17 protein-coding genes are annotated in these 13,399 nt (G+C 32.9%); 5 read left to right on the plus strand and 12 right to left on the minus strand.

Annotated elements, in window-relative coordinates:
- Positions 1–82: 82 nt before the first annotated feature.
- Complete coding sequence (locus tag LNP22_RS10400) at positions 83–355, minus strand: hypothetical protein (protein WP_229973394.1); 273 nt, start codon at positions 353–355, stop codon at positions 83–85.
- Between the two features lie 106 nt (positions 356–461).
- Between LNP22_RS10400 and LNP22_RS10405 the strand changes: the two genes are divergently transcribed.
- Positions 462–677, plus strand: coding sequence for a hypothetical protein (locus LNP22_RS10405; RefSeq protein ID WP_229973395.1), 216 nt, complete (start codon positions 462–464; stop codon positions 675–677).
- 16 nt (positions 678–693) lie between these two features.
- On the opposite strand, the gene LNP22_RS10410 is transcribed toward LNP22_RS10405, so the two are convergent.
- Positions 694–1,665 (minus strand): IS1595 family transposase, encoded by a 972-nt coding sequence (locus LNP22_RS10410; RefSeq protein ID WP_229976376.1) that lies wholly within the window; start codon positions 1,663–1,665, stop codon positions 694–696.
- 396 nt (positions 1,666–2,061) lie between these two features.
- Here LNP22_RS10410 and LNP22_RS10415 point away from each other — a divergent pair, with 396 nt between their 5' ends.
- The 3 genes from LNP22_RS10415 to LNP22_RS10425 are packed head-to-tail and all read left to right on the plus strand — an operon-like array spanning position 2,062 to position 3,174.
- The gene (locus LNP22_RS10415; RefSeq protein ID WP_229973396.1) at positions 2,062–2,577 is read left to right on the plus strand and encodes a hypothetical protein; all 516 of its coding nucleotides are present in this window, start codon (positions 2,062–2,064) and stop codon (positions 2,575–2,577) included.
- Between the two features lie 17 nt (positions 2,578–2,594).
- Positions 2,595–2,978: a hypothetical protein gene (locus LNP22_RS10420; protein WP_229973397.1), complete on the plus strand. Its 384-nt coding sequence runs from the start codon at positions 2,595–2,597 to the stop codon at positions 2,976–2,978.
- Positions 2,979–3,018: 40 nt separating this feature from the next.
- On the plus strand, positions 3,019–3,174 hold the full coding sequence (locus tag LNP22_RS10425) for a hypothetical protein (RefSeq protein WP_229973398.1): 156 nt from the start codon (positions 3,019–3,021) through the stop codon (positions 3,172–3,174).
- Here the strand turns inward: LNP22_RS10425 and LNP22_RS10430 are convergent.
- A complete protein-coding gene (locus LNP22_RS10430) occupies positions 3,160–3,333 on the minus strand; it encodes a hypothetical protein (RefSeq protein WP_229973399.1) in 174 nt (57 codons plus the stop codon). The two genes, LNP22_RS10425 and LNP22_RS10430, sit on opposite strands and share 15 nt — an antisense overlap.
- Positions 3,334–4,080: 747 nt before the next feature.
- On the opposite strand from LNP22_RS10430, the gene LNP22_RS10435 reads away from it, so the two are divergent.
- A complete protein-coding gene (locus LNP22_RS10435; RefSeq protein WP_229973400.1) occupies positions 4,081–4,563 on the plus strand; it encodes a hypothetical protein in 483 nt (160 codons plus the stop codon).
- Between the two features lie 116 nt (positions 4,564–4,679).
- Here LNP22_RS10435 and LNP22_RS10440 read toward each other — a convergent pair whose 3' ends face one another.
- The 9 genes from LNP22_RS10440 to LNP22_RS10480 form a co-directional block, all read right to left on the minus strand.
- Positions 4,680–5,282, minus strand: coding sequence for a L,D-transpeptidase family protein (locus LNP22_RS10440; protein ID WP_229973401.1), 603 nt, complete (start codon positions 5,280–5,282; stop codon positions 4,680–4,682).
- An 82-nt stretch (positions 5,283–5,364) separates the two neighbouring features.
- On the minus strand, positions 5,365–5,934 hold the full coding sequence (locus LNP22_RS10445) for a hypothetical protein (RefSeq protein WP_229973402.1): 570 nt from the start codon (positions 5,932–5,934) through the stop codon (positions 5,365–5,367).
- Between the two features lie 21 nt (positions 5,935–5,955).
- Positions 5,956–6,537, minus strand: a complete 582-nt coding sequence (locus tag LNP22_RS10450; RefSeq protein WP_229973403.1) for an NUDIX domain-containing protein — start codon at positions 6,535–6,537, stop codon at positions 5,956–5,958.
- A 57-nt stretch (positions 6,538–6,594) separates the two neighbouring features.
- Positions 6,595–7,866, minus strand: a complete 1,272-nt coding sequence (locus LNP22_RS10455) for an adenylosuccinate synthase (protein ID WP_229973404.1) — start codon at positions 7,864–7,866, stop codon at positions 6,595–6,597.
- A 93-nt stretch (positions 7,867–7,959) separates the two neighbouring features.
- Entirely contained in the window at positions 7,960–8,418 is a 459-nt protein-coding gene (locus tag LNP22_RS10460) for a Fur family transcriptional regulator (RefSeq protein WP_026981862.1), read from the minus strand.
- 74 nt (positions 8,419–8,492) lie between these two features.
- Positions 8,493–10,712, minus strand: a complete 2,220-nt coding sequence (locus LNP22_RS10465; RefSeq protein ID WP_229973405.1) for a RelA/SpoT family protein — start codon at positions 10,710–10,712, stop codon at positions 8,493–8,495.
- Between the two features lie 244 nt (positions 10,713–10,956).
- Positions 10,957–11,745 (minus strand): TrmH family RNA methyltransferase, encoded by a 789-nt coding sequence (locus tag LNP22_RS10470; RefSeq protein WP_229973406.1) that lies wholly within the window; start codon positions 11,743–11,745, stop codon positions 10,957–10,959.
- 140 nt (positions 11,746–11,885) lie between these two features.
- The gene (locus tag LNP22_RS10475; RefSeq protein WP_229973407.1) at positions 11,886–12,812 is read right to left on the minus strand and encodes a DUF2167 domain-containing protein; all 927 of its coding nucleotides are present in this window, start codon (positions 12,810–12,812) and stop codon (positions 11,886–11,888) included.
- 45 nt (positions 12,813–12,857) lie between these two features.
- Positions 12,858–13,349, minus strand: a complete 492-nt coding sequence (locus LNP22_RS10480; protein WP_229973408.1) for a hypothetical protein — start codon at positions 13,347–13,349, stop codon at positions 12,858–12,860.
- Positions 13,350–13,399 lie beyond the last annotated feature (50 nt).

Below are 13,399 nucleotides of genomic sequence, written 5' to 3' on the forward strand. Positions count from 1 at the left end.
TCTTTGTTTCAGTTGTGTTTCCATTTTTTGTAAAATTTTAGATTAATAAAAAAGCCCTACATTTCTGTAAGGCTTGTGTTGTTTATTTCTTAAAGTGTCTAGCTTTTAATAGTACTTTATTAAATTCTGATAAAGGTTCTTTTTTTCGCCCTTTTTCAATATCCTCAAAAGTTGCAGTTTGTACTGTCTTTCGTTGTCCGTCAATTAATAACGGAAGTTCTATATTTTCAACCTCTGATAAATCTTCTTGTAAATATATTGCTATGTCTTCAAGACTGAAATACCATTGTTTTTCAAATTCTGTTTTATGTATGCTTTCGTCTTGCAAAAGCTTTTCTTTTTCTAATATTTTCAAATCATTGTATTTAAAGTTCAAAATTAGTGAATTTTTATTTGATGCTCTTTATTAGGCTATTTATAAAATTATTCTTAACTATGTGTATAACTATTAGTTTGTTAAGATGGATATAAAAGATAGAAATAATGTTAATATGAGCCTTATAGTACAAGGGCTAAGAATTAAAGCTTTAGAAAGTTGTCTTACAGACGACCAAAGAAAAGTATTTGAAACCTCTCTTTTAGAGAGTAAGGCTTCGATTCGTAAGCAATTAGAAGAGTATCCAAGTTTAAAGCCTCAGCAACGTGCTGAATTGCTAAAGCAACTTGATATTCTTTAGTTTTTTCTTTCATATTCTAAGTGGTTAATTGTTTGTATTTAGTTCTTATTTGCGAATTTTTAATCAGGTAATTAAATCTTTCAGAGTTGTTTAATTCTCTAAGGTTAAATCTGTATACATGTTCGTCTACATAATTTTGAATGTGTTTTCTTGACCACCAATTATAGATACCATTGTAAGAGCGTTTCATTATTCCCCAAAATCCCTCCATAGAATTACTGTGTATCTCAGGATTATCGTAATTTACATATTGTTTCTTTCCGTGGTCAACAACATGATGGTCGTACATACTATCTAATCCTCTATATCCCCACCATTCGTCAGAAATTAAAACGCTGTCTTTAATAAGAACAGATTTTATAAACGGTTGGATTGTTTCGCTTTTAGTGTTCTTCCCGACAATACATTTTACTTTACTGTGAGATAACATAACTTTTTTACCGTCTACTATTTCATAATCGCCTCTTTGTAATATTCCTATGACAGGTGTTTTGTCTTTAAAGCTTCTTCCTTGTGACATTGGAACTTTTTTGTCTTTATGTCGGTTTTTATTTTTCCCGCCGAAAAAGGATTCGTCAGCTTCGCAAATACCCCCAAATTTATCATCAATATCGTTTTCAATACCAAAACATTTTCGGATTCTCATAAGCATGAACCAAGCGGATTTTTGACTGATTTGTAAATCTTTACCAAGTTGTACAGAACTGATTCCTTTTTTATGGTTAGTAACTAGAAATATAGCCATAAACCACTTAGGTAACTCAATTTTGGTATTGTCGAACATAGAACCTGTCTTTACAGTAAAGTATTTACCACTTGTTTTGCATTTATACTTATTGCCTTTACATTTATAAACCTTACTATCCTCGTGAAAAGGACTTACAGGAATATTATTCCAATAGAGTGCTTCTAAATGTTCTATACACTTTTCTTCTGTTGCAAACTCCCTTGCGACTTCAAGTATCGAATTAAAATCCTTATTAAACATGGGTCTTCTTTTTTCTTTCGCCAAATTTAGAACATTTTTACACTTAAACAAAATTTTAGTGTAACTAAATGCTATAATTGAATGAATTTTATTCTTTAAAGACTTGAATACAAATGTAGTTAGGTTATTTTTTAAAGACAAATCTTTGAAATCTGTTGTAATTTATTACTTTTACTGTCATTAAAATATTAGCGTTAGCTATTATCATGGTATCGAAATCTGGACAATTTCAAAATGCACCACACGATAATAAGACTATGCTCATGCTTTGGCGTGGGCGTAACTTATCTTGGTGCAAGGTTTGTCCAGAACCCCGATTCTTGGTACGGTTACAAACCCACGCTTTTTTGTATAACAACTTCACTTAGGGTTTTAGTGATAATAAATCTAAAACCTATGAAAGCTATCTACTTTTTACTACTTCTCTTTACAGTAAACTCATTTGCTCAAACAGCTACAGAAAAGTATAATACTTATCTCAAACGATTTGAATATTTTGATAGTCGAGGTAATTTGACAGGCTACAAGCAATACAATTCTTATCTTAATCAGTGGGAATACTACGAAAATAAACATCAAGGTTACGAAATAAAGCAACCACAATCTTCTATCGATGTTGACCTTGTTCAAAAGACATTAAGTTCTAAACAATCTAGGTACGACTACAATTTAAAACGAATACAGGAATCGATCAATTCTTCTACTTTATATCTATATGCTTCTTCTAAAAATAAGGGCTACAGTTATGAAGAATCAAAAAGATCTGTTACTGAATTTGAAGCTTATTATGTAAATAAAGTTAGGTATGGAAAATACGACTTATCGTATAATTCCGTAGCTGATGATTTAATAGGTTTTTTATCTAAAGGGGCTTTGAAAATAGCGTGTGATAACTTTAAAGACTGTAATTAAACCTTAACTTTTATACTATGAATAAACTATTCTACTTTTGTATTTTATTTCTAATTTTTGGCTGTTCTTCATCCGATGATTCCAAAAATAATTCATCGCCTTTAAATCCGCCCACTTGGATACAGGGAAAATGGTCAATGGGTACAGGTGATGCTCAAAGCGGTTTTGATTTTAAATCGGATGACTGGTGCATATTTGGAGTTGGTCTTTCAACATGTTGGAAATCTACTATTGAAAGCTCTAACGGTCAATACAAAGCAGAGGAAATAATAGGAAAAAGCTCTTATGTTACCAAATTTAGTGTGGGTGGAATAAATCAAACTTACACTTTTCTCAAAATATCTGATAAACAAATTAGAGTTACATCTCCTACAGGTACTTTGGTTTATGATAAAAAATAGTAATTTGCTTATATTAGCTTAACTTTTAAATACTTAGATTATGACAAATGAGAACCTATTAGAGATTATCAAAATTCAATCAGAAATTATTGATAGATTTGGAAGAAAAATAATAGATGGCATTCCTCCAACTCCTGAACGTAGTGAAATTGTCGAGCTACTAAAATTATTAAAGGAAAAATTAAAAGGCATTTAACAACGCTTTATATCCCAATTCAATTTTAAAGATGATAAATTCATCATTTGTCTTCATTTCTTTTATTTTTTCCAGCATTTTGAGTGCTTTTTTACTTCCATCTTTTTCTAAGAATTGACAAAGTGGAGCGTAATCAAAATTTTCAGATGCTTTTTTCATGATATTAAGAATTAAAAAAGCCACTTCAATTACTGAGTGGCTTTTATTGTGATTAAATACAGCGGTAAAACGCTGTCCATATTGTTAATAACTTTGTTTGAATGTATTAAAATGTGTATTATCTGAAATAAAGATAAGGGCTACCTTTATAGAATAAATAAAGCCTCAAAGTACAGAAGCTTTAAAGTTCATTGTTTAACTTAAATTTTCATCACTATGAAAAACAAAAAGGACTATTGTGAAATAGACTGCGTAGAGAGTAATCCTACGGCTAAAATGCCCCGCTGGGGAAAATTCATTACTATTGTTCTCGAAATTGCTTCTTTCATTGGCGCAATCGATGCAATTGTACAATTTATTAACTACATCTTACTCTATATTAAGTAAGACTTTAAAAGTAACTCAGTAGTTAGCGCTACTGGGTTTTCTTTATTTAACTAACTTATGGAAATCCGTAATTTAGTTTAGTAATTATATACATTATTAATACTAATAATAATATTTGTACAGTGCAAATGTAATTAAAATATGTATTTAAAATACACTAAACACAAATTTTTGTTGTTGTTTTAACACAACATAAACATGGATAAACTTTAAATGATACAAATATACTCTAAGAGTACGTGTTTAAAGGTCTGAAATACTACATTAACTATAGATTGTTATAATAGAATTTAAGTAGATTACTAAAACCCTTAGTTGTTAGTAAATTGATTATATTCGTGTTATTGTAAACTTTAATAAATGTTTGACTTAGAAATTTTAGATAAGATGCTTTTTCTTTTAAGTAAGAAAGAAAGCAATAAATTGACAATACATGAAATATGCATCTTTTTACGTCAGGATATACTTCTTTCACACTATATCACTAACTTCATTATTGAAAAGAATTTGGAGCGTCTTATTCAGGATAATTATATCAAAGAATTAACAGAGGACTTGCACATCGAAGACTTTGGAACACATCCAATAAAATATTATTCATTGACCACTCATGGTTATACTTTTATTAAAGAAAGTGGTTATGTTAACACATACTATTCTAAATTATCCCTTGAAAAAGAAAACAGACTTTTACATCAGAGTCAAATTGAATTAACAAAATCGACTATTTCAACAAATCATAAAATTGTTTGGATGACTGGAGTAATTGCTGTCGGGACATTAGTGTCTGCTATATACTACGGTTTTGAGATTTACTTCTTTTTTCACCCCTGCGAGAAATAAAATACTCTCTGAACATAAAAAATACGCATATATGCATTACTAAAATTAGTATGCCTATATAAGTCATTACAATCCATCCTATTATTGTCATAATTTCTATAAATTAAAAAATCGCCCTATAAAAGGCGATTCAAGTTAATATTTGTTCGGTGTAAAGTGGGTATACTTACCTTATTTTCAATATTAAAATTCCATTTTAAGTCCCACTCATCGTTAAAGGTGCTGGTCGTTTTTTCGGCTTTCCAGTTGGTAAAAAACAATCCCGTTGGGGTTTGGTCTTTTTTTCTTCCCATGTTGGTTGGACCCTCATAAACGAGTTCGCCATTTTCGTAAGCGGCAAATGTTTGGGTAGGGTAAGAGAAAATAAGTACTTTAGTGACGTTTTCTAAAGCAGCAACGTGCAATGGAAATGGCAAATAATAAACCAAATCGCCGCTGAAGTCAGTAGGTACGATAACCGAATCGAGTTTAGTAAAATTGCGCTCGTCTGTTCGGTTTACAGCATACGCAATCGCTAATTTTGTAGTATCTGTTTTATTTGCTTCGAGCCAAGTTTTAGTATTTACTAATGTATAAGAAATCGATTTGGGTTTTGTACGTTGGATCGTCTTATAAGGTTTCTTTTCTGGTGTTTTATTGGTTTCATTTTTTTTGCAGGAACCTAATAAAACTAAAACAAGCAAAAGGAGTATATTGCAGGCTAAGTATAACTTTTTCATAAATGGTATTTTTTATGTCTGTAAAGTTATTTATTGACTTTTGAAACCGCTTACACAATTTTTTGATTTTTTTATTGGATTTTCATTCTATTGCTTTCATTTCATGTAAGTCATCTAAAATGATCTTAAAAAGTTTTAATATAGCTTTTAAAAGTTCCAAATCACGAACTTTCCTATTAAGAAAAAAAGACAATTCAAATTGGTCTTTCGGCAATTTTTCTCCCCATATTCCTTTCTGATCAGATATTTGAAGATTAACTTCTTTTTGAAGTTCTAACTGATTTTTGAGTTCTTTGTTTTGTAATAATTTTTTAATTTTAAATTTATTATTTGATTTGATAATGAAAGATTTATCAAATTGATTATCATCTATTTTTAGATCTTGAGCACCAAATAATTTTTCTATTTTCCTTGTAAATCCTTCTCGATAAATTTCAAATCTAAAATTATCGATCAGAATAATCGGTGTAATTATTCGTGTTGTTTCTGCACTATATTTTCCTGACCAAATGGTGAAATTATCAAATATTATTTTCCACTTTTTATATTCAATTTCTGTTGAGTCAGAAATCCACGAATAGCCTTCTTTAAAAATTCCATCAGTTTCTTTTGCGAAATCTTTCCAAATATTGTTTTCTGATTTTTGCGACATAAACTATTTCAAATTATTATACTAAACCAACCCTTTTATTCTCGCATGCTGCAATAACATAATAGTTTTAGCATCTGTTATTTCCCCAGATTCAATCATGGCGTAAGCTTCTTCAAAAGTATATTCCAGGACTTCAATATTTTCTTGCTCGCTGTCAAGTCCGCCTCCTTCGCTAACTTTCATACTTTGATCGTATTCACCCACAAATAGGTATAAAATCTCTGTGACAGATCCTGGAGACATATACGTTTCAAACACTTTCTCTACTTTTTGCAAGAGGTAACCAGTTTCTTCTTCTGTTTCCCGAATCACAGCTTGCTCAGGATTATCGTGATCCAAAAGCCCGGCGCAAACCTCAATCATCATTCCGGATTTATTTCCGTTAAGGAAAGTAGGTAAGCGAAATTGTCTCGTAAGAACAACCGTTTTTTTAGCTGAATTATATAGCAAAATTGCAGCACCGTTTCCACGGTCATACACTTCACGAATATGTTGCTCGGTCTTGCCGTTTTTATTTTGATAAGTAAACGTAACTTTATTTAGTACATACCAATTGTCTGATAACAAAGAAGTTTCAGTTATTTTAATTGTTGGGTTACTCATAGAGAAAATTATTTTTGTATAAAAAAACGCCCTGGTTATCAGAGCGTTTAGTAGTTGTTATTTCATTATCGTTTGCTTTCTGTCTGGCCCAACCGATACAATTTTGATTGGCACTTCAACTTCTTTCTCAATAAATTCAATATATTCTTTCAGCTCAATTGGCAATTGCTCATAAGTGGTCATTCCAGTCAAATCTGCTTGCCATCCTTTAAATTCTTTATAAACAGGAGTCACATTTTCTGGCTCGATATTATAAGGAAAGTGAGTGATATTTTGTCCTTTGTAGTTGTATTCAGTACAAACTTTCAACGTTTCAAAACCTGAAAGAACATCGCCTTTCATCATCATTAATTGCGTCACTCCGTTTACCTGAATAGCATATTTTAAAGCTACCAAATCTAACCATCCACAACGTCTTTGTCTTCCTGTAACAGATCCAAATTCGTTTCCAACTCTTGCCATTGTAGCCCCATCTTCGTCAAAAAGTTCAGTAGGGAATGGGCCGCTACCCACACGAGTTACATAGGCTTTAAAAATTCCGTATACTTCTTTGATTTTGTTAGGAGCAATTCCCAAACCAGTACAGGCTCCTGCAGCAGTTGTGTTTGATGATGTTACAAAAGGATATGTTCCAAAATCAACATCCAACAACGAACCCTGAGCACCCTCGCATAAAATAGATTTACCTGCTTTTTGAGCTTGGTACATGTATTCTTCACTGTCAATAAAATCTAATTTTTTTAATTCTTCAATAGCCTCAAAAAACTCTTTTTCAAGTTCTTCAAGATTGTACTGAATGGCCACATCATAAAAAGCAATCATTGCCTCATGTTTGTCTGCCAATGCTCTGTAGCGTTCTTTAAAATCTTCCAATTCTATATCGCCAACACGCAAGCCATTTCTACCCGTTTTGTCCATGTAAGTTGGTCCAATTCCTTTAAGAGTAGAACCAATTTTTGCCTTTCCTTTTGATGCTTCAGAGGCAGCATCTAATAAACGGTGTGTTGGTAAAATTAAATGTGCTTTTCTCGAAATGATCAATTTACTTTTAATATCAAGGTTGAATTTCTCTAAACCTTCAATTTCTTTTTGAAAAACTACCGGATCTATTACAACTCCATTACCAATAATGTTGATTGATTTTTTATGAAAAATTCCAGAAGGAATGGTTCTTAGTACATGTTTTATTCCGTCAAATTCTAATGTGTGTCCTGCGTTTGGTCCTCCCTGAAAACGGGCAATAATATCATAATTTGAGGTAAGAACGTCTACAATTTTTCCTTTACCTTCATCTCCCCATTGTAATCCTAGTAATAAATCTACGGTCATTCTGTTTTAATTTGCGTTAGGACAAGTTGAATGTCCTACTGATTAATGTAGTTAATTTTCTTTTTTTATTTTTGAATAATATCCTGTTGTGGATTATTGTTTTTGCTTTTTGTTGCCATAGAAATACAAAGAATGATTCGTTATTTCGATATCAAATATTTCTTCGATGGTTTTTTTGATGGTTTGAATTCTTGGGTCACAAAATTCGATTACTTCACCAGAATCAGTCATGATAATATGATCGTGCTGTTTATCAAAATATGATTTTTCGTAGTAAGCCTGATTTTGCCCAAATTGATGCTTTCTAACCAAAGCGCAGTCCAACAATAACTCGATCGTGTTATACAAAGTGGCTCTACTCACACGGTAGTTTTTGTTTTTCATCTTTATGTAGAGGTTTTCTATATCAAAATGTTCTTCGCTATCGTAAATTTCCTGAAGTATAGCATAACGCTCAGGAGTTTTGCGATGCCCTTTTTGCTCAAGATACATTGTAAAAACATTTTTTACAATTTCTTGATTTTTAGTGTTGTCAGTTGAAATGAGTGTCATATCCGGCAAAGATAATTTTTTATTTTTAATGAATAAAAGTTTCGTTATAAAACCTTTCCTGAACAGTCAAAAAGTTAGGTTCTATACTCTCTTGTCACTTTATCAACTCCGTCAATTTTCTTTATCGCCGTGATCATCTTTTTCAAAATCGTATTGTTCTGAACAATCACAGCTACTTGACCGTGAAAAATTCCGGCATCGGTACTTAGCGAAATACTCTGTATATTGACGCTCATATTGTTCGAAATTACCTTGGTTAGCTGGTTGGTAAGTCCTAAAACATCCATTCCGGTTATGTTGATAATAGCTTTAAATTCTTCTTGAGACGAATCGATCCATTTGGCACTCATGATGCGATACGCATAATTCGACTGCATCCCGATAGCATTCGGACAGTCTTTTTTATGAACTTTAATCCCTTCATTAATCGTTACAAAACCAAAAACATCATCACCCGGAATTGGGTTACAGCATGGCGAAAGTTTATAATCGAGTTTGTCATGTTCAGTGCCAAAAACCAGCATATCATAGTTACTACTGATGACTTGTTTGTGAATGTCATCATCTGCAGTATCTTTATTTCTTTTGATTTTATTTTTAAAGAAATTGATGATCGAATTGCTTTTCTGTGCCGCGTAATCTTTTAACTGCTGATTTTCGATAGCGCCAATTCCAACTCTGTAAAATAAATCTAAACTGGTTTTGAGTTTGAAAAAATTAACCAACTCATTGATAACTTGTTCGTTGATAGTAATTTTTAAGTGTTTTAGCTTACGCGTAAGCAACTCTTTTCCTTCTTCGGCAATTTTCTTGGTGTTTTCGTTAAGGACGTTTTTAATTTTAGTTTTCGCTCTGGCCGTGGTTACATATTCTAGCCAGTTGACTGTTGGTTTTTGGTTGGCCGAAGTAATCACTTCGACTTGATCGCCACTTTTAAGTTCGTGATTTAGCGGTACCAAACGTCCATTAACGCGTGTTCCTCTTGTTTTGATTCCGATTTCGGAGTGAATACTAAAGGCAAAATCAAGTGACGTTGCACCTTTTGGCAACGATTTAATTTCGCCTTTGGGTGTAAAAACAAAGATTTCTTTTGAATACAAATTCATTTTAAAATCTTCTACAAAATCAACCGCATTGGTTTCTTGATTTTCCAGAGCTTCACGAAGTAAATTCAGCCACACATCCAGGCCACTTTCTTCGTTTGCTCCATTTTTGTATTTATAGTGCGCCGCATATCCTTTTTCTGCAATTTCGTCCATACGCTCGCTTCGTACCTGTACTTCGACCCAGCGACCTTTTGGCCCCATAACAGTAATGTGCAAAGCCTCGTAGCCCGTTGATTTTGGCGATGAAATCCAGTCACGCAAACGACTCGGGCTGGGCCTGTAATGGTCGGTTACGATAGAATAGATTTTCCAAGCCACAAATTTTTCGTCGTGTTGGTCGGATTTATACACAATTCGAAGCGCAAATTTGTCGTACACTTCATCAAAACTTACATTTTGGGCACGCATTTTTCGACGAATCGAATAAATAGATTTTGGGCGGCCCTTGATGATATAATCGATATTTTCATCATCTAAAGACTTTTTCAAAACATCCGAAATATCTTTGATGTATGCGTCTTGTTCTTCTTTTGTTTCCCTAATTTTACTAACAATGTCGTTGTAAACTGCTGGTTCAGTATATTTTAAACCTAAATCTTCTAGTTTGGTTTTAATGTTATAAAGACCTAAACGATGGGCGAGTGGTGCGTAAATATAAAGCGTTTCCGAGGCGATTTTGGTCTGTTTGTATTCTACCATCGACTCCATAGTTTGCATGTTGTGCAAACGATCGGCTAGTTTAATCAAAATAACACGAACATCATCATTCAGGGTCAGAATCATTTTTCTGAAATTTTCTGCCTGCATAGAAGCGTTCAGATCTTTTTGAACCATTGAAATTTTGGTAAGACCTTCAACCAATTGCGCTACTTTCGGATTAAATAAACGTTCAATATCTTCCACAGTAACAGGAGTATCTTCGACCACATCGTGTAATAAAGCCGCAGCAATTGCCGTAGCTCCCAAACCAATTTCTGAGGCTACAATTTTTGCAACTGCAATAGGATGAAAGATATACGCCTCGCCAGATTTGCGTCGCTGTTCTTTATGAGCATCAACAGCTACATCAAAAGCTTTTCGAATAAGTTTTTTGTCGGTAACCGATAATGTTTGGTAACTAATTCGAAGTAATTCTTTGTATTCGTGTGCAATTGCTTTATTTTCTTTTTCAATATCTATTTCTATCATAACGGCAGGTTCAATCCTTAAAAATAAGCATTAGTTTGAATATACGCAAGGGAAACCATTGCTGATTTTGGAGTTTAAATTTTTGATTTTGAAAAACAAAATAAAGGCCAAAAACACAAATTTTGTTCCTCAGAAGAATAATTATCAAGCTTCAATTCACAATAATGAAACTTCAATTAAACCAAAAATATCGATCAGAAAGTCATTGACTATCAATTCATAATCATTAACTAAAAATCTAAATCTAAAATCCTCTCTGCCGTTTAGCCTCAAAGATTAAAATAGCTGCTGCCACCGAAACATTCATGCTGTCGATTTCGCCTTGCATAGGTATGATGATATTTTGAGTAGCGGCATCTCGCCAGTCCTGCGTTAGTCCCGTTGCTTCTGTACCCACAACCAAAGCAGTTGAAGTTGTAAAGTTCTGTGTATGATAAGAAGTCGAATTTTGTAAAGTAGCACAGTAAAAAGCAATTCTTTTTTCCTGCAGAAAAGCAATAATTTCGGACGTTGTTCCGGTGGCAATTTGGTTGGTAAATAAACAGCCTACACTAGATCGTACGATATTGGGGTTGTACAAATCACTTTTTGGATTGGCAATCAAAACCGCATCCAGATTTGCAGCATCCGCAGTACGCAAAAGGGCTCCAATGTTTCCTGGTTTTTCGGGTGCTTCGGCAACTAAAATTAATGGATTATCAGATAATTTTAAGTCAGATAATTGCATTGATTTTGTTTTTGCAACTGCAAGTACGCCCTCTGTGGTGTCGCGATAGGCTAGCTTTTGATAGACTTCTCTGTTAATTTCGATCAATTGAACAGAAGAATTGACCAGTTTCGAAATCTCATGCTCCGTCACCAATTCTGGTAAAAACAAAATGGTTTCTAGTTCGTAACTTCCTTTTAGTGCTAGCGAAATTTCACGTAAACCTTCTATCAAAAATGTTCCGGTTTGTTTGCGGGCTTTTGCCTTTTCCTGCAATAAAACGAGCGATTTTATAAACGGATTTTGTACAGAAGTAATTTGTTTCATTTTTATAAGCGACTAAGTTTTTAAGGTGCTAAGGTACTGAGTTTTTTTTTAAAGAGGTAAAGGTTTTACAGGTACAAGGTTTTAAAGAAAGGCTAAAAAAGAAACGCTCCATAATTATTGAAGCGTTTCTTATCATTTAGTTATTCCTCAGAAGAAGTGGTTTCTTCTAATAATTCATCTTCTTTTGGTTTGGTCATCACCTGATCTTTTTTACCAAATAAAAATTTCTTTGCACCTGCAAATGCTGCTATAAGTCCAAAAAATATGATTTTCCCAAATTTTGCAATAATCGCAAAAAAACCAACTTTTGCTAGAACTTTCCCTGCTACAAGTCCACCAATTGTCCAAGCAGCAACAGTGTCAGTATCTGCATCAAAATCTAAATATTTATTTCCTTTATCAAATTCAACACTTTTTAAAATTTCCGGAATACTTGCTTTTACTTCTTTAAGTTCGCTCATTGATGCAACGGCAGATATATTATACATTCCTTTACGTCCTAAAACTCGCAAATCATAATTTAAAGTGTTAAATTCATCGGTGCCAAATTTTAATTCTTTTGCCCAGTGAAGTACTTTTAAATTACTATCATAAAAGGGTTTTGATGCCCAGCCAATCAAATGCACCTCTGAATATCCTCCTTTTTTTCTCTCTTCATTTCCTGTTTTTGTATCCTCCTGCATGGTTTTCAATAAATCGTCGTAGTCAATGTCATTTGCATCATCATCTTTTACATAACCATCTCCTTGATAGCTTATTATGAACATCCAGCTACTTGTACCTGTTACACCCTTTCCATCAGGAACCAAAGCACCTAGTACACCTTCATCCTTGGGATTTCCCCATAAATCAGTCAAAACATGCTGGGTTTGTTCTGCGTTTAAAAATTTGAATCCTTTAGGGACATTTAATGCTCCATCTCCTTCAGCTAGTATAATCCTGCCACTTTCGTACTTAATAGATTTCTCTATTTTATCATAATATGCCTGAGCGGTATCTTTTTCCTGTGCATTTATTTTTGAAATAAAAGCAGCGAGTAAAAAAACAATAAAGAACGATTTTTTCATTTGGTCTGGTTGATTTTAATTGGTTTTATAAAATTTAGATTGGAATTATTTTGTTTTTATGGCTCTTTTCAAAATAGCTATGGTTTTTAAACTTGAAAAAATGAATGTCGCAACCACTATAATTTCTGCGATAACAAAAAAATAAAATAGCGCTTCAAATGCATTATCCCGATGTATCTGGGGTGGGGCAGAAAGTGGGGGATAAATAGTTATTCCAGCTTCTATCGTAAAGATTTTTATAATTTTTATGACTTGCGCTATTAAAACAATCATCAAAAGATTGGAGAGAAGAAATATAGAATTGATAGTAATAATTCTAAAACGAGTGCTAATCATCCTAACTAAATAAGTAAAGAAGAAGACAAAGAGAATTGTTAAAATTAAAATATTAGTTGATTCTATGACAAAATAGGTGTCATGGATATTGATGTCAACGCTGGTTTCTTTGTGTGGAAATACTAGATTAGGATTACATGCCAGGTAACTGATTATGAGCAGTACAACCGACCAAATAATCTCTTTTGTTAATCTATTCATTGTGGCAACATTTCATAAATAAAGCGATAAAAGGTTTTATAGTAAGGTAA

Origin of the sequence: Flavobacterium flavipigmentatum, assembly GCF_020911905.1 — a bacterium.
In the GTDB taxonomy this organism is placed as follows: Bacteria; Bacteroidota; Bacteroidia; order Flavobacteriales; family Flavobacteriaceae; genus Flavobacterium; species Flavobacterium flavipigmentatum.